Below are 23,164 nucleotides of genomic sequence, written 5' to 3' on the forward strand. Positions count from 1 at the left end.
GTCTATCCACCAAACTGGCAAAAGAAATGAATATCACGATGAATGACCGTCTGGAGTTTGCCCATGACGAGAACAATCCCAAAGAATGGTTTCTGCACAAGACCGCCGACAAACAAGGTTTCCCGCTGCAGTTCAACAGGGGAGGAACACGCTTGAGGAATAAGTACATCTGTAAGACCATTTTGGATATAGCGAAAGTCAAGGAGAGCGCGACATTCTTGGTATCGAAAGACCCGGTAAAGACCGAGCTGGGGTCATTTTACAGAATAATACTCTCTTGTCCCATTCTCCCGAAGAACAAGCCCAAACTATAAGCCTGTAACCTCTGTGGTCTGTCCGAAGGGCGAATGCCTTTCGGACAGATTGCAGGGCAACCGATACCTTTTATAGCACGATTATCTCCTTTTTTACCTTCAGGCTGTTTTCCCTGTTATACGTCGGCTTTCCCAACCCCGTAAACAGTTGGAAGTCTGTGCCGTAACAAGTCGTCAAGGAAAGGGACGGGAGGCCGTTCCAAACCGGCGGCAGCCCGGATCGTGCCGTTCCATGCCGGAGCTTCGACCTGTCGAAACAACACGGTATTCCACAGCCCGACCGGTCTTTATGCCGCTGGTTTCGGACTTTCCGCCTCCTGTTCCGTATCTTTCCCTTGTGACCTGCCACGTCAAGGGCAAACAGCGATACTTCTTATCCGCCCCGCGCTTTCATTCCGCCCGGTCGAAATTCAGGCGTGGAGCGGATAAGGAGAATCCCGTTCGTGTTTGCCCCGGCAGACCCTTGCTTGACCCGCCCAAGCCGCATTCTTTTCTATTTCATTTTCTCCTGCATTTATATCCGGCAAGGCCGTACCCCCCTTTTTACCATCATATTTACCGGCCTGTTCCGGTTTCCTCTCCGCCATCGCCGTCCGGTTTTCCAGCTGCAAAGGTCGGCTGCCGCGCTTGATCCGGCGGCTTGAAGTGCATTCCCTGCAAATTCTTCCTTTCTGCGAAAGAGTAATTGGCCGGGAAAACCGCCGTATGAAGCCCTGCCGGCAGTCGTGTACCGCATCTGTAAAATCCCGGAACGGTTCAGGCAGAGAAAAGAACCGAAAAAAGGGTAAAAAACAGATGTTTCACATAAAAGACAAGAGATGGACAAGAAAAACTGTAAAACAGGCAAACGCACAAAACGGCAGGTTGAAAAAATCCTGATGGTTATCGACGTCAAACGGGAAATCATAGATATTCTTCAGATAACCAATCGGCGTTTTATGTACAATCCGCAAACGGGAACTTTAATTTTAGGAGATGAAATGTACGGCAAAAGCATTTGCAGCTCCCATGCTCAAGAGTTCCATGCGTCACAAGCGGAAGGACGCTTCGATGATTATTTGCGTGGGTGGATAGGTGTCTCGAAAAGCTATCCCCACGGTATTGTTCATTTTGCCCCCGCTGTCAGCATGGAACAGTTCGACTGTGGATTTGACGCGTTGCAAATGTTCGCCAGACTTGAAGGTGTAAACGAAGATACTATCGTTCGTGGATTTTGCACTATGCCGGAACAGAGGATGGGGGATTTGCTGCCTTCCTCTCTTTAAGATACCGGCCCGGTCAAAACTGGCTATAAACGGGAATCGTGCCTATGGCAACACCATTGGCGGAGGGCACGATATCCGTTTATAAATACCGCAACTCCGTTGTCGGCTTCCTTTTATACCTCTCTCTTTCCCTCTGCTCTTATACTTTGGCGAAGCCCTCTTCCTTTTATATCAGTTATAGGTATAATCTCTACGGTCTCCTCTCTGCCGTCGCCGTCCGGTTTTTCAGATGCAAAGGTCGGCTGCCGCGCTTGATCCGGCGGCTTGAAGTGCATTTCTTGCAAATTCTTCCTTCTACGAAGAGTAATTGGCAAGAAAAGCCGTCGCATGAAGCTCTACCGGCAGCCATGTACCGCATCTATAAAATCCCGGAACGGTTCAGGCAGAGAAAGGAACCGAAAGAAGGGAAAAAATAAACAGTTTAGGTAACGCAGGACCAACCACCTTGCCACAAACAATTTTCTATTATGTTACATGTTCACACTATCGGACGCATCGGCAAAGACTGCCAGGTTATTTCAGGAGTACACGGCTCATTCATGGCTATGGACATAGCCGTTGACGATTATTCAAGAGGACAAAACACTACCACTTGGATAAGGGTACGCAGCAACAAGGACAACCATATCCATTTGTCCGAATATCTGACGAAAGGAAGACTCATACTCGTTGACGGTACACTGTCATCTTCCCTGTGGAAAGACAAGAACGGCGAGAGCCAGATACAGCTCTCCATCACGGCAGAAAGCATTGCCTTTATCAATACCGGAAAACGCGAGGATGCGGCAGCCGGAGCGGACAACGATGTAAACGGTGCAGACAGCGTACCCGTTCCTCCCGCCGATTTTCCGCAGGACGAAAAGGAGGATTTGCCCTTCTGATAAGATAATAACTATCTGAAAATAAGCAGATACTAAATATAGTATTTACTAATCATAGTAAAATAGGAAATTAGTAAACCTATTCTTGTTAAAATTAGTAGATACTATATTTTTGTTTTTTAGTTTCGTCCTTTCTTAAGAGTTCATACATCTCAAACATTTTTTCTATCCTTACAGAGTTTTTCAGAAAATGTTAGCCCATTATTTAATAGATTTGTCTTTCTTGCAGTTTATTTAATATTGGTTTTAGAACAATAGACTTAAAATCCACTCATAACTTTAAGAAAATCACGGTATATAAGGTCCTGTTTCATGAAATTTCACTACCTTTGTGCCGGATTGAGGAAACTCTTTCCAAGACATATTAGAAAAGAAAGAAGCGTTATGCTTATCTCGAAGTCGGGAACGTAGGAAATTCAAGACTATTCAGAGGGAAAAGCGTAATTGGTTTCTCACGCTATAGCGTGGGCTGCTATTACCATACTCTGAATAAAGGTTATTCCTACGACCTCCGACTTAGAACGTGGCATTTGCAGTTCCACGCTTCGTGGTTTAATCAAGCAGACTCTACGGGACTGCAAGAGTCTTAATTTATGATGAACAGATATAGCCAGCAAAGTATTTGTATGCTGAAGAATATGTTCGTTAGCAGAAACATTATTAAATGGGTTTTGTTTCTAATCCTTAATTTTTCCCTATGTACGCAATCTTTTGCAGATCATTATCGAGTGACCGCTCCCAACGGTCTTAATGTACGAGCTTCAGCCAATAAAAACGGAAAACTATTAGGACAATTGTCTAAGGATAACGTGATTGATGTTGTATCTATAGAAAACGGATGGGCTAATATCAATTATAATGGCTGGCAGGGTTATGTCAGCGCATCGTATCTGGAAGCCGTAACAGAAACAGACGAAGCGGGTACTTCCACCAAAGAAGAGTCATGGGACTTAACCTCTTGGTTGTTTGATTCCGAAGGAGAATCGGCTTGGTTCACAGCGATAAAGTGGATACTGTTTTTAGGCATAGCCATCTACATTATTAAGATTGTGTTACAATTCTTCGCATTGATGCTGGTTGTAGGTTTGATTGTTGGAGCGATTGGATTGGCAGTAGGTTTTATTCTTGATTGGCTGGGTTGGATAGACTCTGGTACCATGTGGGATATGGCCCAATGGGGATTCAGTATAGGCAACGGGATAGGTCTTATTATGGGTATTCTCGGTTTTAAAGACTTGCATAAGGGAGCGACGGAGTCTTGGAGCGGTTCATCATCAAGCAGTTCAAGTGGTTTGAAAACAGCAAGTTTTACTGATTCTGGAACATTATATCATCTTACACAAGATTCTCCCTATAGCGAGTGTGATTACACCGACCAATTTGGCGGCAAATGGGGACGCGACAGTTCCGGATTTTATCGCAAATAAATGAATAATGTAACGTATTGATAATTAAACAATAAAACTGTATGAAAAAACAAATTATTTTGAGCAGTTTACTATCCGCACTGCTGATTGGCAACTGTTTGGATACACAGGCTGCAAATGAGGCAAGAACTATCAATGATTTGCCTTCGATGGCAAAAGTTTCCCAGAACAAGAGAGAGGTGTCTCCGGAATTTCCCGGTGGTATCACCGCATTGGTACAATTTTTATCAAAGAATCTAAAGTTTCCGACAGTTTGCAAGGAACAGAAAATACAAGGCAAAGTGTTGGTGAAATTTACAGTCAAGAGCGATGGCTCTATCTCAAATATTCGTGTTACCAAGTCTGTAGATCCTTATTTGGATAAGGAAGCTGTCCGCGTAGTGAGGTCCATGCCTCGTTGGATTCCCGGTACACAGGATGGCAAACCGGTAAATGTGGAATACACTCTGCCTATCACGTTTAAACTCTGATGAATCTAAAAACTATAAAACGATATACGTATGAAGCGATTATCTATTTTACTATGCCTCATTGTCTTAGGGGCATTCTTCATGAGTCATGCGACTTTTGCGCAAACAAGTTTTTCCATTCCTCCCAAGAGTTATCCGGTAAATGTGCCGTTCAAATGCGATGCCGGAGTGGATCGTTATTGGCATGTTACCAGCGTTACTTGTACGGGACGCGCTAATGGCGGCTATAAATTTCAGATAAAGGGAGTGGCACAGAAGACAAGCCGCAGTTTGCCCATAGACTTGTTCTACCTGATGCCGGGCAATCGGATAAAAACAGCGGGTACTTATTATTTTCCACGTATCGAGGAGGGAAAAACATTCAGTTTCGAAGTGGTATCGGCATTCTCCGGGTACGCTCCTTCTAAGTTCAACGGTTTTCTTATCTCCAGTGAAGTGTTGCAAAGAACATTACAACAGGAATTGGAAGAGCAAAAAGAAACAGACAAAGATACTCCCGAAAGAAGATTTGGTATGCCAACCACTCCGAAGGAAGATAGACGAGAACCGGCACAATCCAAGGTAAGCCCCAATAAGGTGTACAAAGGCAGCGAGGTGGATAAGGAGCCGGAATACCCCGGTGGAAACCAAGCATTGCTGGCGGATATTGCCCGAAGCATACGTTATCCCATGATCTGCAAACAGCAGAAGATTCAGGGCGATGTGCTTGTTTCCTTTATAGTGGAGAAAGACGGTTCGGTATCTGATGTTACGGCTGTGAAAAAGGTTCATGCCAATCTCAATACCGAAGCCGTAAGAGTGGTCAAGTCCTTAAAGGAATGGACACCCGGAATCAAAGACGGACAGCCTGTACGGGTACAGTCTGCCGTATATGTCACTTTTAGTCTTTAATTTTAACCATATAAAGCAACAGCATAATGAAAAAATTGATATGCCTAAGTTTGATAAGCCTTGTTTGTGGCTTCTTGAGTGTACACGCGTCTATACAAGCAGATGACACAAAACCCTTTGTGGGCAAATGGGAATATTGGGAAGGCAACAGCCAAATTCAGTTGGAAATAGACCTTTACAACACACCGACAGATGGCAGTTACGGTGCTTACAATGTGTTTGAAGGAGGCTATGGGCTTACCTATAGTATTGTAGACGTCTATCACATTGATAATACAGAGGCTTCGGTTGCCGTAGAAAGCAGTATGGGAAAACAAAAAGCGGAGTTCAAGTACAATCCCACCACGAAGGAACTGTCCTTCTTGCCACCCGGTTCAGAGCCGGTAGTGTTTAAGCAGAAAGATAAATGTAACTACGTATTCATCAGTGGAGGAGATAAAATCAATGTCCGTTCCACCCCTGTATCGGGTAGTTCTTTAATGAAAGCCAACCGTGGACAAAGCTTCAGATTCTTGGGGAAAGAAAAGGGATGGTTCAAGGTAGAGCTTTCTGCCCAAGACAAACGTATCGGATATATTTCTCCGAAGTATGCTTTTTACTTGAAAGATAACACCATCCCAGAACATGCTTTTTCAAAAAGTTATGCCAATGCTCTGACATCGTTCACACTGGAAAAGAAAGGAGAACAAGTTTTTATGGTCAAAACGACCATGTATCCTCCACAAGGTGAAAGCATTCCTATGTCAAGCGTGGAGTCGTATGCCGGAAAAATAGAGGGTAACGCACTGGTCTTTACCTATTTTAGTGGAATGCCCACGCAGGACATCAATGAAATGTCGAAAGTAGAGCCTTATGTGGTGTATTACTGGAAAGAGTCGGGAATGTTTATCATGGAGGGCGAGAATTATGCAGCAGATATGTAAAAAGAGCAGCAGCATGAAAAGAATGGTTTACCTTGTCGCTTGCCTGCCTTTTTGGCTGACATCGTGTGAAGAGAAAGTCACCGCCTTGCATTTCAACGAGGCGAAACAGGTATTTGAAATCGGAAAAGAGAGTGAACTGCGTTTCCTGAACGAAACGTTCGAAATCAAGGATAAAAACATGGAAGCACAAACGCTGCTCACCGATGCAGGCAAGGAGATTCCAGCAGATGAAGTGCGGATTAAACTGGTGAAGGACATCGAAATCAGCGGTGAATGGACACCGATTAAATTCCCGGTTAGGGAGTTCGACGGCAACGGACATACCATTACCTTCGACGGAATACGGGTGGTCATTGAAGAGAGCTCCAAAGGAGTATTTGATGTCGGTCTGTTTGAAGAAATGGGTGGTGAAAAAGAAGCTGTGGTCAAGGATCTGACATTGGCAGGTGACATGACCATCGACGCTCAAAAGAGAGAAGACGGTTATAGCCTGCTTGCCGGTTCTCTGGCGGGAGAGTTCAAGAATGGATGTATCGAGAATTGTACCAGCAAGGTGGATATCTCATTCGCTGACAATAAGGGTATCTGTACACTCTGTCTGGGTGGACTTGTCGGAGACCTGGATAGCTACGGCTCCGAAGTGGAAGTGGCTTTGCGTGGCAAGATAATCAATGAGGGCAACCTCACCGTTAATCCGTGCAGTGATGCCTACATAGGTGGAGTCATCGGGAGGGCCACCAATTATGGTAAAATCTTTATCAAAGAGAATGTCTGCGTCGAGAATAAAGGCGATTTGACCGTGCAGTGGAAGGCCGATGCCCAACCTGATCATAGCTACATCGGTGGTGTTGTCGGACTTTTCAAAACCAATGAAACTGATATAGAGCATCTCCATAATTGGGGAAACATCCGCTTGGACACACAGAATACATCTGCTACATTTAATATCGGAGGGGTATGTGGCGAACTGACACCTCACAACTACGAACGAATCTATCCGTTGGATCTGTACAATGCAGGCAACATCGAAATCAAGCATGACCTGCTGGCTGAATTTTCCGCCATCGGAGGAGTAATCGGCAGTTTCGGAGGTTCCTCTTTCCATCAGGTGGTGAATGAAGGCAAAATCATTGTGTCGGGAAAAGGATGCAAATACATCTCCGGATTGCTGGGTTCGGAAAGCTCGATACACGGGAACTGTTATCTGCATTCGTGCTGTGTAGATAAGGTCGGAGCTTATCCCGTCTGGAATATCTCTTATCATCCTGTCACCAAGCAGGTCCCCTGCAAGGAAAATCATCCAACAAATCAAAAATAACGGAACATGAAAGCATTACAGACCATACAAGCTGTCGCTCTTTCTTGCTTGCTGTCGATAGGAGCAGCAAGCTGTGGCAGTGAAGAAAGCAACCAGCCTTATACACCGCTTCAGGTATATTTTGATCCGGTAAGAGTGGATATGAATGCGGAACATCTGATGCCTTATTTCGTAAACTATCCTACGGATTGGGCAAAGATGGGATTGCGCAACTATCCGAAGCTGGTCACCTACGAATACCACAATGCACAATGGGGTGTGACAAGCACCTCGCAATACGAGTTCTTGCCTAACGGCCGTTTATCCGAACAGCGGCGCACTTCTTTCAATGTGGGTGCAACCGGATTTGATGTCATTTCGTATGAATATAACGGCAATTCCAATCTGACCCAAATCAAATCGGTAGATGACGGACGTTACAAACGCCGGAAAAAAGATGACGGCTTCACATATGACAGTGCAGGTCGGTTGATACGTCGCGACAAGAACGGGCGGGGACATTATGACACAACCACTTTTCTGTATGCCTATCACGGTAATGGGGTATTGCAATCCATCCTGCCCGAAAAAAAGAATGGCACGGTCAATGAATCGGGCGTGACGCTTCATGAGATGCAGTTTGACTCGCTCGCTCACTTGAAGTCTTTTGAAACACCGAAGACCACGAACATGTTCTTGAAAGACATCGACAGTTACAAGACAGGACAATCGGTGACAACCTATGTCTATACAGGCCATCTGTGTACACAAGCCGTAGAGAAGATTCCCGTTGAATTTGACGGGGGGAACGAAACACTGACTTGTACCAGCAGCTTTGCGTATAACTCACACGGAGACTTGGCTACTTGGACGTATAGCGGAGGTGTATATAAAAGTAAAGGCAACAACTGGCGGGTGGATGACATGACGTTTACCGTCTCCTACGATTATGTATATGATGAAAAAGGAAACTGGACACAAGCTACCGTTACATTCCCGGCTAACATCGATGAGATACCTGCATTGCGTACCTACTATAAGGCTTTCAGAGACGGATTTACATCGAATCGGGATCGTTCTTCTGCTGTCAAAGCGGGTGAGACTCCCAGCCTGACAGTTGTCCGCAGCATTGATTACTGGGACGATGAAACGATTGCTTCCATGAAAGCTGCAAAAGAAAACGGTCAACCTGTCCTAATGGGTAGTTTACGCTACAAAGGAACGGATATTTATGGGTTGTCCGGTAAAGTCAAGTCGGTAAACGGCAATGAGGAATCACTCAAATTTGACCAGGCGGGCAATCTGATTGCCATGCAGAACAAGTTCGGAGACGAAGCGGCCTATCAATATGTCACAGCTACTTCCTACAAAGTGGAAGGATGGGGAGATTATGTGGTGAACATCGAATCAAAAGATGGTATGCGGACGGATATTTGTCCGGATGCTGATACCAACACGGAACTTGACCAGACCTATATGTTTGATAAGCGCAATCGTATCATCAGTCATCAGTTTACTTCGCACATGGCATACGTCACTTGGAAATACAGCTATGAAGGTGACAGCAAATACCCGGCCACGATGATACAGGAGCACCCGGAAGAAGGTAACACCACTTATCGCTATACCTATACCAAGTTCGACAAGCACAAGAATTGGATAGAGCGGAAGGTAAGCTACACCACCGAATACGATAAGTATGATGACAATGGGAACTATGTCGGCGATGAATATACTGCTCCAGAAGAATATACAGAGAAACGAACCATCGAGTATTGGTAAATTTGTAAAATCTCTATTGATTTACTTTCTGACCCTTTCTCATTTGAAATTTGCTGATAAATAAACCAAGCCTTATTAGACAAGAGAATCTATTGCTACAATAATTGCTATGGATTCTCTTGTTTTTTGTACTCATCTGTAAAGTGTACTCGAAGGATTTTTTCTGAAGAATACACTTAATTCTTGCATTTAAAAAGTACTGTAGTACAGAGCAAATCTGCCTTACTGTATAGTATATACTATATTTAGTATAATAGTAAATACTATAATACTAATATACTAAAATTATATATTGTAGTAAATTAGTATATACTAAAATTAGTAATTACTAAAAATAGTATTATCTTTGTATTGAATTTAAAGGCAATATGTTATGACAAAAATAATTGCGGTTCTAAACCATAAAGGCGGGGTCGGAAAGACGACCACCACCATCAATCTGGCTGCGGCCTTGCAGCAGAAGAAAAAGCGCGTGCTGGCTATCGACATGGATGGTCAGGCAAATCTCACGGAATCCTTCGGCCTCTCCATTGAGGAGGAACAGACCGTGTACGGGGCGATGAAAGGCAAATACCCCTTGCCGTTAGTTGAAACGGCAGGAGGTGTTACCGTCGTACCGTCCTGTCTCGATCTCTCGGCTGCCGAGGCCGAACTCATCAACGAGCCGGGACGGGAACTGATATTGAGCGGGCTAATAGCCAAATCGCTCGATCACCGGAAATTCGATTATATCCTTATCGACTGTCCACCCTCGCTGGGATTGCTTACACTGAACGCCCTTACTGCGGCAGACTACCTGATTATCCCGGTACAGGCACAGTTCCTCGCCATGCGCGGCATGGCCAAAATCATGAACGTGATTGCCACCGTCCAGGAACGCTTGAACCCGAAACTCGCCATTGGCGGTATCGTCATTACGCAGTTTGACAAACGCAAGACGCTGAACAAGAGCGTGGCCGAACTCGTCAAGGATTCATTCTGCGACAAGGTGTTCAAGACCGTTATACGGGACAATGTATCTTTGGCCGAAGCGCCCATAAAGGGCAAGAACATCTTCGAGTACAGCAAGAACAGCAACGGGGCTAAGGACTACATGGCTCTGGCGCAAGAGGTACTGAAATTAAAATAACCCCGATATGAGCAAGAGCGATTTACTGAAAGACAGTATGAAGGGCGGACTGGACGGGTTGCTGTCGTCCACGAAAAAATCTACCGGCGGAAAACAGCCGGTAGCAGCCCCCACGGAGAAAGAAACGGCGGTTCATTGCAACTTCGTCATCAACAAAAGCATTCATACCCGTATGAAATTCCTCGCCATCAAGAAGAACATGTCGCTGAAAGACATCGTGAACGAGGCAATGAAAGAATATCTGGAAAAGAACGAACAGTAAACAGGCATGGCTGCCGCATCTGCCCACCCCGGAGACGGTAGCCATGCGTCCTTTTTTATCCGCCCGCTGTTTTCCATAGGGCGCATTCCACCTTTATAGTCTTACCATCTTTTTCTTTTTACCTGCCCGCAAGTACAGGCACATTGCCCGTTTTATCCCTATTCTAACCCTGACGGGCATATCCCTTTTTTACCGATTCCTTTACCGCTGTCCCGGCTTCATTCTCTGCCGTCACCGTTGTGTTTTATCAGATGCAAAGGTCCGCTGTCGCGCTTGATACGGCGGCTTGAAGTGCATTTCCTGCAAATTCTTCCTTTCTACGAAAGAGTAATTGGCAGGAAAAGCCGTCGTATGAAGCTGTACCGACAGCCGTGCACCGCATCCGTAAAACCTCAAAGCGGTTCAGGCAGAGAAAGGAACCGAAAGGAGGGAAAGAAAAAACAACGTAAAATTGACAGCGATATGGATAAAATCAAATTGGTAGTTTATAACGAGTACGCACTGGGTTATATCATGCCCGAACAACCCGACAAAGTTTGTACGTTGGTGGATAGGATAACGCTCGGCGCACCGTTTCGGACAATGAATGAACCCTATTTCATCGGGAAAAGAGATACCGTCAGACTGGCGGGCAGAAAGGACTTTGACACTTTTCGGGTAGTGTTCGACGGGTACGACAATCCGCAGGAGTACGAGTTTGACACCGCACAATAAAGACAATAGTAATCAAACAATCTAATGTAATAACAAATTAAAATTTATGAATTATGGAAACAGCAAACATTCAATCAGTAGTAGAGAACAACATCGTATCGGTTGCATTGATGAATATTCAGCCGAGCAGTTATAACCCACGCAAGCACTTTGACGAGGTGAGCCTTGCCGAACTGGCCGAGAGTATTCGTCAGCAGGGAGTGTTGCAACCTATCGGCGTGCGCCCCATTGCGGACACCGACCGCTTCGAGATTGTTTTCGGAGAGCGCAGGTATCGTGCCGCCCTTATGGCAGAACTGACCGAGATTTCAGCCGTCATCTTGCATGTTTCGGACGAGACCGCCGCCGAAATGGCCGTGACGGAGAATCTGCAGCGCAAGGACGTTACCCCCATAGAGGAAGCCAACGCCTACCAAAAACTTATGGAGAGCGGTCGCTATGATGTGCAGTCATTGGCCGAGCAGTTCGGCAAGAACGAGAACTATATCCGTACCCGTCTGAAATTCGTCTCACTGATACCCGAAATAGCCGAACTTTTGGAAAAGGACGAAATTACAATCAGCGTGGCGAGTGAGATTTGCCGATACGGTACGGATATTCAAAAAGAGGTGTACTACAAACATTTGAAAGACAGCGACAGCATGTTGTACGACTGTTGGCGAGGACTGAAAGCCGCCGAGGTGGCAAAGTTTATCGAACGGGATTTCACGACAGACCTTAGCCGTTACGCATTCGACAAGACCTTGTGCGCCTCATGCCCCCACAATACCAACAACATGATGTTGTTCTGCGAGGGTGGTTGCGGAAATTGCGCCAACCGGAGTTGTCTGGCCGAAATGAACGCTTCCTATCTCGTGGAGAAAGCCGTGCAGTTCGTGGAACAATACCCCTCCGTATCGCTATGCTACCAAGATTTCAACAACAACATGATTGCGGTGGAACGCCTTACCGCTATGGGGTACGAGGTCGAGCACCTAAATACCTATGCCACGCCATACCCCGAAACGCCGGTAGCTCCCGAAAAGGAAGAATACGACACTATCGAGGAATACGAGGAGGCATACAAGGAGTACGAGCAGGATTTCAGCAACTATATGGAAAAAAGCAAGTCAATCCATGAACGAATTGACACGGGCGAACTCACGTTTTATATTAGTATCGGACAGAAAGAAATTACGCTGTGTTATATGGCAAGTGCTGCCGCCAATGCGGACATGGCTACCGAAAAACAACTCTCCCCGGTGGAAAAACTGGAGAAGCAGGACAAACGTAACAAGGAAATAGCCGTCGAGAAAACCGTTGCAGACGCTAAGAAACAGATTTTGGACGTCGATATGTCCGAAAGCAAATTCACGCAGGACGAGGAAAAGATGATATATTTCTTCCTGCTGTCGTCTCTCCGCAGGGAACACTTCGGGGTATTCGGTATCGGGGAGAAAAAAGCCTACCAACACCTTGAGGACGAAGAAAAGATGAACATCATCGCCAACCTAACGGCCAAGCAGAAAGCCGTTATCCGCAGGGATTTCTTGATAGACAACTTCAAAGGCGCATACGGCAATAACGCTACTGCCACCCTCTTGCTCGATTTTGCCCGTAAGCACATGCCCGACACGCTCGCCGAAATTGAAAGTGGATATAATGAGGTGTATGAGAAACGCCATAAACGTATCGAGGAACGCAAAGCCGCCTTGTTGGCAAAGGAACGGCAGACAAAGCCCGAAGAAACCGCCGAGGCGGAAAATACACAACCCACGGCAGAGGTACAACCCGAAGAACATACGCAAACCGAAGAGGTTGCTGCTTGACCATAATTCAATAGCAGGACGGAGAAATCCGCCCTGCTGGTTTCTAAAAAGAGGTAATGATGAAATGTAAGGACTGCAAACATTACAACGGTGCAACAATGCCCGGAGCAGGATTGTGCAATGCGACACAGGCACGTACCTTTGCCACGACGGTTTGTTTCAACGGATTGTTTTCTCCGAAGAAACGGAAAGACAAGCCGGATAGCAAGGCCGGAAAAAAATAGCGCAACGCTACAGGGAGATAGCCGCAGGAGTGGCTGTCTTTTTTAGCACTGCCGCCGGCAGATCTCCCTTTTTACCCCTTCGTTTTCCTTTTGTATGGAAATCCCTTCGCCGACGGCTCTGCCCGTCGGGACATGCTTTTTCCGGTGCAAAGGTATTGCCTTGGAGGAACATTCAAGTACCGCTACGCTATTTGAACACAATTTTTCAGCAGCTTTCCCGATTTTCAATCGTCCATATTTCGCGGACGCTCAATACCGCAACTATAAAATTCTGCCCAAATTCCTTGCCTGTTTCTCCCTGAAAGGCAATCTTTGATGCACGTAAAAATCAAATCCCGACGGGAGAAGCCTGAAGGCTTCCGAAAGGAGGGAAAAAATAAACAGATTGTTCAACTGATTAATGTTAAAATTTTATGGAAATTCAATTTGCTATCGTGCGTTCCGAAAACAGAGAGTATTTGTGCTACAAAGCAGGTGAAGCGTATGTAGATGCCAGTAACCCTATGATTGCTTTTGCCGCAGGTGAAGATGAATTTGAAATCGTAGAGCCGGACAGCTCTTTCAGGCAGAAAGAATACGAGTTCAGAGGCGAACAGTATTACCTCGTACCAGAGTTTTACCGCAATGGTTGGTTGGCTCTCACCTTGGTAATGGTGGAAGATGAAGACGAATATATCGTGCTTTCCGTTAATTTGGAGGAAATGGACGCACTCGGTCTGCCGGACCGTACATTTATCGACGTCAATCATTACCCCGAAGCAATGGAGTTCTTGGTGAAAAACGGACTGGCGACCGATTCCGAGTATAAGCGCAGGAGCGGCTTCGTGGAATACCCTATGGCTATGTTGAACCTGCCGCTTCTTTATCAGCATAACCCGCAAATTTTCCAAAAAGCGAACATCGAGCTATTCGGAGAAGAATGTTTTTGAAAAAGGATTGTTCCACGAATAGAAAAGCATCGGGTTCCGAAAATTGAATGTACAAGATAGCGTACCGATAATACAGTCAGTGCGCTGTCTCCTTTGTCTTTATCGCCCGCCTTCGTCCTTTTATAGTCAGCCTCCCGGATACCCCGCCACCGCCCATTTCCTCTTATAATTGCATTCTTTCCCTTTTGTAGCGGTATGAACCGCCTGTTCTTCCCATCCGACTTTTCCGGCCCTCACCGCACGGGTTTTATCCGATGCGAAAGTCGGACGTCGCGCTTGATTCGCCGGCTTGAAGTGCACTTCTTGCAAATTCTTCCTTCCCAAGTGAAGCGTAATTGGCAAGAAGAGCCGTCGTATGAAGCCGTGCCGACGACCGTGCATTGCATCTGTAAAACCTCGAAGCGATTCCGAAGGAAAGGAATCGAAAAAAGGAAAATAAATAATCAATAACTCACAAGACAATGGGAAAATACGATTTTATCAAGACCGGGAATCTGCTTTATTGGCATGACCCGGACAACGGTTTGTCCGACGGGGCTTACCGAGTGATTTCTGCACCGGAAAACATGGAAGACGACAGCATTATTCTGATTTCGTCCGGTACTTCGGAAGCGGAGGTTTTGCCTTCGGAATTATCACCGATAAGTACGGGCAGAAGTCACAAAGAGGATTTTTTGCGCTGGAAAGCGGAACGTGAAGCCGAAGGCATGGAGTTTTACAATCGCCTTTCCGAAGTCATGGATACGGAGGACGATTTGGCTGTAGGCGACATAGTGGCATTTACAAACGATTATGGAGTAGTATTCGGCCCCCAAGAGGTATTAGCTTTCAGGAAGCCTTGGAACGGTGACAGATGTGTGTATCTTGACAGCGACGCCTATTGGTTTCCCGACCGTCCCGACCAGTTGACCCTCCTAAGCAAGAAAGGGGCGGAATGACAATGACAAGAGAGTGTGTCAAAACTCAATTTTTGAAGCTATGAACTTAGAATTTGAAATTTGAGTACCCTCAAAGGCTAAAAAAGGGTCGTATCATTACTCAATACAGAGCTTAATACGACCGTTTTAAAATGTCATAGTTACAATCTATAACTTTTCGGAGGGGACATTTTAGTTTTGACACACCCCCTCATTTCCCCTACATGAAATCCCACGCTCTATTTTAATCGGTCTGCCCGGTTGTCGCTCACGCACTCTATTCGTGCGGCGATTTCCTTTTCTATCGTTCCTATCCATTCCTCTCCGACACCGGCCTCCCGGCCGTATTCCGGGTAATGCGAGACGATACCTATGGCCTTTTCTATGAACGGCTCTGCGGCCTTTATACCATACCGGCGGGCTACTTCCAGCAAATCCTCCGCAGTAATGCCCTCCGTCTTGTTGTTGACTGTCATGCTGTGGCGGTTGACGTAATACGGTGCGGCCGGATCGACCGAGAACGTGTAGTCATAGGCCGGAGCAACGTGCCAATGCCCGTCGTCGTCCATCAGGAAGCTGAAATTCTTGTTATGGTCATCGACGTTCCCGCCCAGAACGTTCAGCACCATCGAGCGGAACAGTTGCCGGAGTTCCCCCGGCGGCACGCCGATACGGCAAGCTGCCTCGAACAGTGCTTCGTAAGAATCCGCCGAGGGGTTCATGGCAGCCAATGTCTGGATATGCACCTTCTTGCCGTTCTGGCGGTCGAAACGCTCGGTCAGGAAGTGCGCTGTCTGCTCGCCTTCAAGCAGGCGGCTCGGCATCATCTGAAGCTCGGCATCCACAGCCATCAGGTAATAGCTGTATTCTATCCGTGTCGTCGGCATCTTCTGGTGTTCGTCGAACTTGACGATCATCGGCGTGTAGCCCGGATAAGGGGTCGCCACCTGTCCGGAGTAACATTGTCCCTCCTCGAAATTGACGTTGACCACTGCCTTGGGCCGTCGCCCTCCTGCGGACGTACCCACCTTGAACAGGCTTTCGACCATCAGGTTGCCCGATACCGGGACGTTGAACCGTCCGGCTTCCTCGAAAGCCTGCCGGGCCAGTTGGTAGAGATCGGCGATCTCGACCTTGAACGGTGTCTCCAGTTCCTCGGCAGTGGGCGGGACGAACTCCAATGCCCCCATGCCACGCCGTCCGATATAGGCGAGACGGTCGAGGGCGGACAAGTCCCTCATACGGATATGATGCACTTTGGCCCATTCGTTGAACACGGTGTTTCCCCAATGGTCGGGCAGTGAATCGGCTATGAACGACGGCAGGCCGCCGAAAAGCCGCTCTTCATCGGGATAGACCGGCAGGCCGCGCTGTGCGGCAACCCCTTTTACCGGCGCACGGAGCGGGGCGATATCATAGCCGTTGCGGACATAATCGCTGTCGAAGTAGAAACAGGCTTTGCTGCGGTGTCCTTCCTGGTTGGCGACAAGCGTGCCGACCTTTTTATCCCATAGGATTACATCGAGACTTTCTATCATTTCTTGCCCCTCCTAACTCGTTTAGGTATCAGTTTCTCAATTTCCCGAAGTGCCATCGGCGGCATGGGCAGTTCCGGCAGGATTTCCGCGAGCCGCTGTTCCTGACCGAGCGCACGCAGCAGGGAGATGAAATTGGCCAAGGTTAGGTTACGGCTGACCCCTTGTTCAAAATGGCTGATTGTCGTCTGGCTCACGCCCGACTGTTCGGCCAGCTCCTTCTGGCTCATGCGAGCTGCCAGACGGTACTCCTTGACACGCAACGCCAGAAGCGTCAGCATATCGCTGTTTGTGGTATAGTTCGTTGCTCCCATAATATCAATATATCACTATTTATATGCAAATATAGCAACAATTATCCATATATAGATATATAATTTTCTTTTTTAGTTTCCAGCCGTCCTTTTCTACCACTTTCAGGTCTCCGTATTCTCTTCCGTCTGGCTTTCCTGTCCGTCACCGCATCGGTTTTTATCGGTGCAAATATGGGCTGTCGCGCCTGATTCCGTCGTTTTGAATTGCATTTCTTGCAAATTCTTCCTTCTACGAAGCGTAATTGGCAAGAAAAAACGTCGGAAAGGGCTTTTTCGCCAGCCCCGGAAAGCACCATAAAACCCGAAGCGGCTCCGGTAACAAGGAAGCCGAGCAGAGGGAAAGAAAAACAATCATTAAAAATTCAACAAATGAAGACATTAGAAGAATTATTGCAAGAACTGGGGTGTGAAGGTAACGCATTCGACAGCACCGGAGAATTTACAAAAGCGGGAGAAAAGGCGTATGACCGCTTGGAGCATTTGCTGTATGACATAGAAAGGCTTACAGGCAAAGAGGTGACACCCATAATTAGGGAACTTGACAAAATATGCAACGAGAACTATTAAAATTCAAGAATATGGACATTAAAGAAAGCAAAGAATATCGCCTCGCCAAAGACTGGGAAATGGCGGTAAACAGTTTCAGTTTCAACCCCGAACGGTTCGCAGCGGCAATCCCCGACATGCACCCCACGCTTCAGCAAAGCCTGTATCGCCTGATTAAGGCGTGTATCAAGGTCATGGCGGACGAAACGCGGCACTATGACGAACGAAACCAAGCCTCGCACGAGGAAGCGAAGTGCATCATGGAGTACCTCAATGAACACGGACGTAATATACCATTAAAATAAGGAGGATAATATGAAAACAAATGAAATTCAATTTGGCGGCAAGAGCTATGTATGCCGTATTGTGGAAGCCAACGATGGCGAAGAACTGCTGATTGCCCCGACCACCCTGCTGGATGCTCTGCAGCCCGGTAGTTTCAATGACGAAAACGAAGGTTTCGCCAGTAAAGAAGCCGAAAGCATTTATGACGAAGTTTTCTTCTTTACCGATGAGAGAACCCTTCAACTGCCCGAAAACGAGCTGGTAGCCGAACTCAAAAAGGATAACCCGGACTGGTTCGAGTGAATCATGGAATAATAATTTATAAACTTACAAACTTAGAGTTATGGAAAAAGAATATGTAATGCAGGTTGCACAGATCATTAAGGAACAGTTAGTAGCGTTAACCCCCATGACCGTCCTCATGTCATGGAGTATCGAAGAATTTGCCGCCACTCTATACAGGGATTTGCCGGCACTCCGAATCAAGGTAAACGGACGACTGCACGCGGGATATGTCATCGTCGTGCTCAATGGTTCGGACTATTACGAGGTTTATCTTGTGAAGGGAATGGACGTGGAATGTGTGAACAACGAGGTTTGTTTCGATGAACTGGGCGGTGTCATCGACAGGGCTATCGAAAGCGGTACGGACAAAGCCAAGTATGATAAATTCTGTGAACAGGAGCGACAGAATTTATATGTAACTGTTGTCACTGTCTGATTCCTCTTTTTGGGGGACGAGAGCCGTGCCTTGTCGGTAAACGAACAGGGTACGGCTTTTCTGTATATAATGCAGAAAAGAATAAAAATCTGCCGTTTGTAAATGATTTCAGTCGTTCATAAAACGGATTGTCTGTGACTGCCTGCTCCCTTTATATTTGCGATGCAGGTTCACAAAGTAATAACGGGGGCATTACTCCGGCTATGCCTTCGACCTGATTCCCGTAAACGGCAATATGATGGAATTCAAGAGTTTCTGTCGTGGTTTTCTTAGAGTAAGAGAGTTTGACCAGTTGATTTCCGAGAAAGAAAACAGTCAGGGAGTACCGTCGTGGATGCACATCGGGTATAAGAACTCGGAGGGTAAACAACGCAAGCAGCTGCTGTCTATGATAGGCGGCAAATATTATCCCATGACTTGATTTGACTCGTTTCAGGTAATCACCATCGGTCAGAGTGCAAGCGTCGGGTTCGTGCACCCTCCCTCTATACATTTTAATGCCGTTATTATCAATTCAACAGCAACAAACGACCGGTGTCTCCTGTATTTTTCCTATATTTGTTTCCGATTTACAGTCAGATATGGAACAATTAGCAAATTCAATACAAAGCATATCCTTTGAGCAGTTGGCTCAAAAGATTATAACCGTCGATGATTCAATGCGTGGGGTGGCGGTTAAAACCATCAATCAGGCAACCACGTTACGCAATTGGATAATCGGATGTTATATTGTTGAATACGAACAAAATGGCAGCGACCGGGCCAAGTACGGGGACAATCTGCTGAAAAGTCTGGAAAAACGTATCGGGCAAAAGGGCCTGAATGTCACCCTTTTCCAACTTTCACGATTGTTTTATAGAGATTATCCGCATATCGGTACACTGGTTTCCGCAAATCATGCGACGGCGTTGCATAAATTGCCGTTATCAGAAATTTATGCGACAGTGTCGCACAAATTGCCGGAAATTGACTCTTTCGCTGTTAATAAGAAAAATGCAGGCAAGCTTTCTGAACAGTTCAATACACCCCCTGAGAATTTGGTTTCTGCACTTTCCTTTTCGCATATCAGGGAGTTGCTTACGATAGAAGACCCGTTGGTACGTTTTTTCTATGAAACGGAATGTATTCGGGGAACATGGAGTGTGCGTGAATTACGCCGTCAGATTGTTTCCAACCTTCACATTCGCATCGGACTGTCGGAGGATAAGATGAAAGCGATGATGCTTGCAGACAGCAAGGCAGAGCGACACACCCTGCTTTTGCAGATACGCGACCCCTATACGTTTGAGTTTCTCGGTCTCCAAGCCAAAGATGTCGTTACGGAAAGCGATATTGAAGAAGCCCTGCTCGGACACTTGCAGGAGTTCTTGCTGGAACTTGGGAAAGGCTTCTGTTTCGAGGCGCGTCAGAAACGCATCATCATAGACGGAGAATATTATTTTGCGGATCTCGTTTTCTACAACCGGTTGCTTCATTGCAATGTCATTGTGGAATTAAAAAATGACGAGTTCCGCCATGAACACATAGGACAGCTGAATGCCTATGTCAGCTATTATGCCGAGAATGAAATGCAGCCGGGCGACAATCCTCCGGTCGGTATTTTGCTTTGTACACACAAAGGAAAGAAGATGGTGGAATACGCCCTTGGCAGTATGGATAATCATCTTTTTGTTTCGACATACCAGTTACAGTTGCCAAACCGTCAGCAATTAGAACAGTTCTTGATGGACGAATGTCGGGAACAGTCCTCGGAAGTGTGAAAAATAGATAGGAAACACCGAAACGCCTGCAATAATCACGGAATCATTGCAGGCGTTTTGCTTCTTTCCATAACGGAAGCCGACTTTCTATTTCGCACCCCTTTTGTTCAGCACGTCCTTTATCATTTCTTTCACCTCTATTCCCACATTCACGAAATTCCGGTAAAGAATGCGTTCCCGTTCCTCCCTCGACTTAAACGTGTAGAACTTCGGCAGTGGTACATACGCAGCTTCCTCCTTCTTGATTTCCTTCATGTCGAAATCCGTTTTGCAGAAGAACTTCGAGGTCTTGAACTCCTCCGATTCCTGTACGTTCATCGAACCTCCTATACCGGTTTTTGTTTGGATGAAGTCCCGTGCCGTCTGACCGCATATCCAGCCCGTCGGCATATCCGAGATTTTCGAGGCGGGTACGAGGCTGTCCATGTTTTCATTCAGGTTGATGGAAGTTTTGTCCCGGTCTATCGTGACACCCTTTTTGATTTGCACCACCTTGCCGAATATGTCGCTTGACAGCCATTCCAGCGTCTCCTTGGCACGGGCTGAACCGCTCACCACATTGCCCACCGTCGTGATGATTTTTTGCATACCCACCTTTCCGTAATCCGCTTCGAGCTGCGGCAGCTCTTGGAAACCGAGCGTCACGCTCACCTTGTTGCTTCGTGCCGTACCGATCAGGCGGTCTATCTTGTGGAAATAAAGTGTCGGCAGCTCGTCCACGATAATGCTCACGGGGATGTTCTTGCCCTGCCCGGTATTTACGCGGGTAACGAGACGGTTCAAAATAAGGGCGTTCAGTGCCCCGATAATGCTCTCCATCTCCGGGTCGTTCGCTATCAGCAGGTAACTCGGATTCTTCGGGTCGCTCACCTTCAGGTCGAAGTCGTCGCCGTCACGATGGAATATCCAGTAACTCTCTTTGGTCGCCAAGCGCGAGGTATAGACACGCAGCGTACCTATCATACCTTCCAGCTGCTCCATTGCCTTGTTTTTGAAAGCCGTCTGGAACGGACCGAGCAATGGGGCTACCTCGTTGTCGGTCTCCAGTACCTCGAAAATGGTTTGGTAACTCTCATTCAGGAACGACAGGATATGCGGCATGTCCGAGTATTTTCCCAGCCAGTAGGCAGGTTCAACGATTTCTCCGCCCTCTTTGTCCCGCACCACACCCGTTGGCTTCCAGAATTTCGTTTCAGGGTCTTGCCGTTTCTCTGCGTACAGTTTGTTTCCTTTGACATCATAAGGCTCGCGCTCGTAGTTCACGAAGAAATAGATGCAGGCGGCGAGGAAGTTCACAGCCGAGGTCTGGAAGAACTGGTCGCTGCCACCGCCTCCCTCTTTCTTGCCTTTTTGCAGGCTCTCCAACAGCGTCTCCGCCGTCTCGCTGGCCGCAGCGAGGTTGTTGATGTATTTCGCCTGAATGGGATTTACCCGGCGGCTGTACTCCACGTCCACGAAATTAATCATGTTGAACTGGCAGCCTTGGGGCAGCTTGCCGAGTTTCTGGTTTTTCTTGTAGTGGTAGTACAGCTTCGTAGCCAGAGTCGGGAACTTATAGTCATAGACCACCATTGCGAATCCCTTGGCCGAGTGCTGCCGGATAAACGGCTCGATGATACTGAATGTCTTACCCGACCCCGGTGTTCCGACTACCCACGTTCCACGGAAACAGTTGGTTATGTTGGTCCAGCCTTTACGAAATTTGCCCTTGTAGTAATACCGCATAGGGATATTCACGCTGTACGGGGTCTCTATCAGTTCCTCGCACTGCTCGAAACTCTCGTTCTCGAAGTTGAAGCGGTCCTTCATCAGTCCCTCCTTGAGGAACTTGGAGATGTTGTCCAGTGCGACATGCACGAGGATAACCCCCACGAGGGAAGTTGTCATATAGAAGATAATATTCAGCGGCAGCGTATAAAGTCGTGCCTCCATCGGATAACCGAACAGCCATACGGACAGCACTAACAGAACAAAACCGCTTATGAGTGGGTACAAGACCTGCCGCCGGGCGTTGAACTCCAAATGTTTCTTGGCTCTGGTGCCTATACATGTAATGCAGATGAGTAGCACCGTGGCGACCTTACTGTACACGAGGTTTCCGTCGTTATAGATGGTCCACTGCTTGATACGTCCGTGAATGTCGCAGAGTATGCCGCCCCAGTGGTCCAGCATAGCCGGGTCGATGGCATACTCGAAAAACTCCATCAGTACGGAGACATATACCACCGCACGGAATATCCGGTAAAATCCCTGTAATTCCTTGCTCTCTTCCATTGCTATGTCAATTCTTTTTAATGCCCCAGAGAACATGGATATGAGGCCATTGCATACGGTTATCAGCAGTAAGCTGGCAGACATGGGAAACTGCATATAGAGGTTTAAGCCTTAAAGCGTCATATATTGCAGAAGCCCGTACTTCCGCTGTAAACTTCTCAAGGAAAATCCGGACAGCATCGTTAGAGCCACAAGTCATGAAATCAATGAAACCTTCAATCAATTCTTCATTGACATAGTAGAGCTGCCCTTGGAAAATATCATGGTAACGGCTGATACGGCCGTTCCATTCCGTCCGGATTTCTTCCCTGCGGTTCTTTGCGGAAGGAAACCTCTCGTAGCAGTCTATTCCATCATCGAGGAATATGTAATTACCGGAAACGTCCTCTTGCTTAGGACATTTGCATCTCAACAGATACCCGAAAAATCCTTTGTCCGGATGTACTATATCCACATATTGTGGTGCATTGAAATCTTTAATTCCGTTCATAATCAT

Annotated in this window: 29 protein-coding genes; 23 read left to right on the forward strand and 6 right to left on the reverse strand. The window is 46.8% G+C overall.

Annotated features, from left to right (window positions below; all coding sequences use genetic code 11):
- The first annotated feature begins 26 nt into the window (after positions 1-26).
- Positions 27-314 carry a hypothetical protein gene (locus tag R3O62_RS02360; protein WP_004289377.1) on the forward strand — a complete coding sequence of 96 codons (288 nt, stop codon included), beginning with the start codon at positions 27-29 and terminating at the stop codon, positions 312-314.
- 410 nt (positions 315-724) lie between these two features.
- On the opposite strand, the gene R3O62_RS02365 is transcribed toward R3O62_RS02360, so the two are convergent.
- On the reverse strand, positions 725-901 hold the full coding sequence (locus R3O62_RS02365; RefSeq protein WP_004289376.1) for a hypothetical protein: 177 nt from the start codon (positions 899-901) through the stop codon (positions 725-727).
- A gap of 231 nt (positions 902-1,132) precedes the next feature.
- Here R3O62_RS02365 and R3O62_RS02370 point away from each other — a divergent pair, with 231 nt between their 5' ends.
- The 15 genes from R3O62_RS02370 (at position 1,133) to R3O62_RS02440 (ending at position 14,316) form a co-directional block, all read left to right on the forward strand.
- Complete coding sequence (locus tag R3O62_RS02370; RefSeq protein ID WP_004289374.1) at positions 1,133-1,579, forward strand: hypothetical protein; 447 nt, start codon at positions 1,133-1,135, stop codon at positions 1,577-1,579.
- 44 nt (positions 1,580-1,623) lie between these two features.
- Entirely contained in the window at positions 1,624-1,995 is a 372-nt protein-coding gene (locus tag R3O62_RS02375) for a hypothetical protein (RefSeq protein ID WP_007478980.1), read from the forward strand.
- Between the two features lie 51 nt (positions 1,996-2,046).
- Positions 2,047-2,460: a single-stranded DNA-binding protein gene (locus tag R3O62_RS02380; protein WP_004289372.1), complete on the forward strand. Its 414-nt coding sequence runs from the start codon at positions 2,047-2,049 to the stop codon at positions 2,458-2,460.
- Positions 2,461-3,098: 638 nt separating this feature from the next.
- A complete protein-coding gene (locus R3O62_RS02385; RefSeq protein WP_227186586.1) occupies positions 3,099-3,887 on the forward strand; it encodes an SH3 domain-containing protein in 789 nt (262 codons plus the stop codon).
- Positions 3,888-3,928: 41 nt separating this feature from the next.
- Positions 3,929-4,357 carry an energy transducer TonB gene (locus R3O62_RS02390; protein ID WP_317472276.1) on the forward strand — a complete coding sequence of 143 codons (429 nt, stop codon included), beginning with the start codon at positions 3,929-3,931 and terminating at the stop codon, positions 4,355-4,357.
- A 30-nt stretch (positions 4,358-4,387) separates the two neighbouring features.
- Positions 4,388-5,248: an energy transducer TonB gene (locus R3O62_RS02395; RefSeq protein ID WP_004289368.1), complete on the forward strand. Its 861-nt coding sequence runs from the start codon at positions 4,388-4,390 to the stop codon at positions 5,246-5,248.
- 26 nt (positions 5,249-5,274) lie between these two features.
- Positions 5,275-6,171: a hypothetical protein gene (locus tag R3O62_RS02400; RefSeq protein WP_004289367.1), complete on the forward strand. Its 897-nt coding sequence runs from the start codon at positions 5,275-5,277 to the stop codon at positions 6,169-6,171.
- Positions 6,172-6,184: 13 nt separating this feature from the next.
- The gene (locus R3O62_RS02405) at positions 6,185-7,489 is read left to right on the forward strand and encodes a hypothetical protein (RefSeq protein WP_317472925.1); all 1,305 of its coding nucleotides are present in this window, start codon (positions 6,185-6,187) and stop codon (positions 7,487-7,489) included.
- Positions 7,490-7,495: 6 nt separating this feature from the next.
- On the forward strand, positions 7,496-9,250 hold the full coding sequence (locus R3O62_RS02410) for a hypothetical protein (protein ID WP_005776158.1): 1,755 nt from the start codon (positions 7,496-7,498) through the stop codon (positions 9,248-9,250).
- A gap of 373 nt (positions 9,251-9,623) precedes the next feature.
- Positions 9,624-10,379 (forward strand): ParA family protein, encoded by a 756-nt coding sequence (locus R3O62_RS02415; protein ID WP_004289364.1) that lies wholly within the window; start codon positions 9,624-9,626, stop codon positions 10,377-10,379.
- Between the two features lie 7 nt (positions 10,380-10,386).
- A complete protein-coding gene (locus R3O62_RS02420) occupies positions 10,387-10,641 on the forward strand; it encodes a plasmid partition protein ParG (RefSeq protein WP_004289363.1) in 255 nt (84 codons plus the stop codon).
- Positions 10,642-11,103: 462 nt separating this feature from the next.
- A complete protein-coding gene (locus R3O62_RS02425) occupies positions 11,104-11,355 on the forward strand; it encodes a hypothetical protein (protein ID WP_007219414.1) in 252 nt (83 codons plus the stop codon).
- A 53-nt stretch (positions 11,356-11,408) separates the two neighbouring features.
- A complete protein-coding gene (locus R3O62_RS02430; RefSeq protein WP_317472275.1) occupies positions 11,409-13,163 on the forward strand; it encodes a ParB/RepB/Spo0J family partition protein in 1,755 nt (584 codons plus the stop codon).
- A 56-nt stretch (positions 13,164-13,219) separates the two neighbouring features.
- Positions 13,220-13,387: a hypothetical protein gene (locus R3O62_RS02435; RefSeq protein ID WP_004289359.1), complete on the forward strand. Its 168-nt coding sequence runs from the start codon at positions 13,220-13,222 to the stop codon at positions 13,385-13,387.
- 413 nt (positions 13,388-13,800) lie between these two features.
- Complete coding sequence (locus R3O62_RS02440) at positions 13,801-14,316, forward strand: DUF4313 domain-containing protein (RefSeq protein ID WP_004289356.1); 516 nt, start codon at positions 13,801-13,803, stop codon at positions 14,314-14,316.
- Between the two features lie 126 nt (positions 14,317-14,442).
- Here the strand turns inward: R3O62_RS02440 and R3O62_RS02445 are convergent, their stop codons facing one another.
- Entirely contained in the window at positions 14,443-14,640 is a 198-nt protein-coding gene (locus R3O62_RS02445; RefSeq protein ID WP_153257584.1) for a hypothetical protein, read from the reverse strand.
- Positions 14,641-14,777: 137 nt separating this feature from the next.
- Here R3O62_RS02445 and R3O62_RS02450 point away from each other — a divergent pair, with 137 nt between their 5' ends.
- On the forward strand, positions 14,778-15,254 hold the full coding sequence (locus R3O62_RS02450; RefSeq protein WP_004289354.1) for a hypothetical protein: 477 nt from the start codon (positions 14,778-14,780) through the stop codon (positions 15,252-15,254).
- A 218-nt stretch (positions 15,255-15,472) separates the two neighbouring features.
- On the opposite strand, the gene R3O62_RS02455 is transcribed toward R3O62_RS02450, so the two are convergent.
- Together R3O62_RS02455 and R3O62_RS02460 are read right to left on the reverse strand one after the other, a co-directional pair.
- Positions 15,473-16,771 carry a type II toxin-antitoxin system HipA family toxin gene (locus R3O62_RS02455; protein WP_317472924.1) on the reverse strand — a complete coding sequence of 433 codons (1,299 nt, stop codon included), beginning with the start codon at positions 16,769-16,771 and terminating at the stop codon, positions 15,473-15,475.
- On the reverse strand, positions 16,768-17,082 hold the full coding sequence (locus tag R3O62_RS02460) for a helix-turn-helix domain-containing protein (RefSeq protein WP_004289352.1): 315 nt from the start codon (positions 17,080-17,082) through the stop codon (positions 16,768-16,770). The genes R3O62_RS02455 and R3O62_RS02460 overlap by 4 nt, the downstream gene beginning before the upstream one ends.
- Before the next feature lie 369 nt (positions 17,083-17,451).
- Between R3O62_RS02460 and R3O62_RS02465 the strand changes: the two genes are divergently transcribed.
- The 6 genes from R3O62_RS02465 (at position 17,452) to R3O62_RS02490 (ending at position 20,394) form a co-directional block, all read left to right on the forward strand.
- On the forward strand, positions 17,452-17,649 hold the full coding sequence (locus R3O62_RS02465; protein WP_005776149.1) for a hypothetical protein: 198 nt from the start codon (positions 17,452-17,454) through the stop codon (positions 17,647-17,649).
- 11 nt (positions 17,650-17,660) lie between these two features.
- Entirely contained in the window at positions 17,661-17,933 is a 273-nt protein-coding gene (locus R3O62_RS02470) for a hypothetical protein (RefSeq protein WP_007219418.1), read from the forward strand.
- A 10-nt stretch (positions 17,934-17,943) separates the two neighbouring features.
- Positions 17,944-18,216, forward strand: coding sequence for a hypothetical protein (locus R3O62_RS02475; protein WP_004289349.1), 273 nt, complete (start codon positions 17,944-17,946; stop codon positions 18,214-18,216).
- 40 nt (positions 18,217-18,256) lie between these two features.
- Positions 18,257-18,634, forward strand: coding sequence for a hypothetical protein (locus R3O62_RS02480; protein WP_004289348.1), 378 nt, complete (start codon positions 18,257-18,259; stop codon positions 18,632-18,634).
- Positions 18,635-18,869: 235 nt separating this feature from the next.
- Entirely contained in the window at positions 18,870-19,055 is a 186-nt protein-coding gene (locus R3O62_RS02485) for a hypothetical protein (protein WP_004289347.1), read from the forward strand.
- Positions 19,056-19,293: 238 nt separating this feature from the next.
- Complete coding sequence (locus R3O62_RS02490; RefSeq protein WP_413958310.1) at positions 19,294-20,394, forward strand: PDDEXK nuclease domain-containing protein; 1,101 nt, start codon at positions 19,294-19,296, stop codon at positions 20,392-20,394.
- A gap of 87 nt (positions 20,395-20,481) precedes the next feature.
- Here R3O62_RS02490 and R3O62_RS02495 read toward each other — a convergent pair whose 3' ends face one another.
- Positions 20,482-22,668, reverse strand: coding sequence for a type IV secretory system conjugative DNA transfer family protein (locus R3O62_RS02495; RefSeq protein WP_008666805.1), 2,187 nt, complete (start codon positions 22,666-22,668; stop codon positions 20,482-20,484).
- A 7-nt stretch (positions 22,669-22,675) separates the two neighbouring features.
- On the reverse strand, positions 22,676-23,164 hold the full coding sequence (locus R3O62_RS02500; protein WP_004289344.1) for a hypothetical protein: 489 nt from the start codon (positions 23,162-23,164) through the stop codon (positions 22,676-22,678).

The sequence above is a fragment of the Bacteroides hominis genome (assembly GCF_033042785.2).
Lineage (GTDB): Bacteria > Bacteroidota > Bacteroidia > Bacteroidales > Bacteroidaceae > Bacteroides > Bacteroides hominis.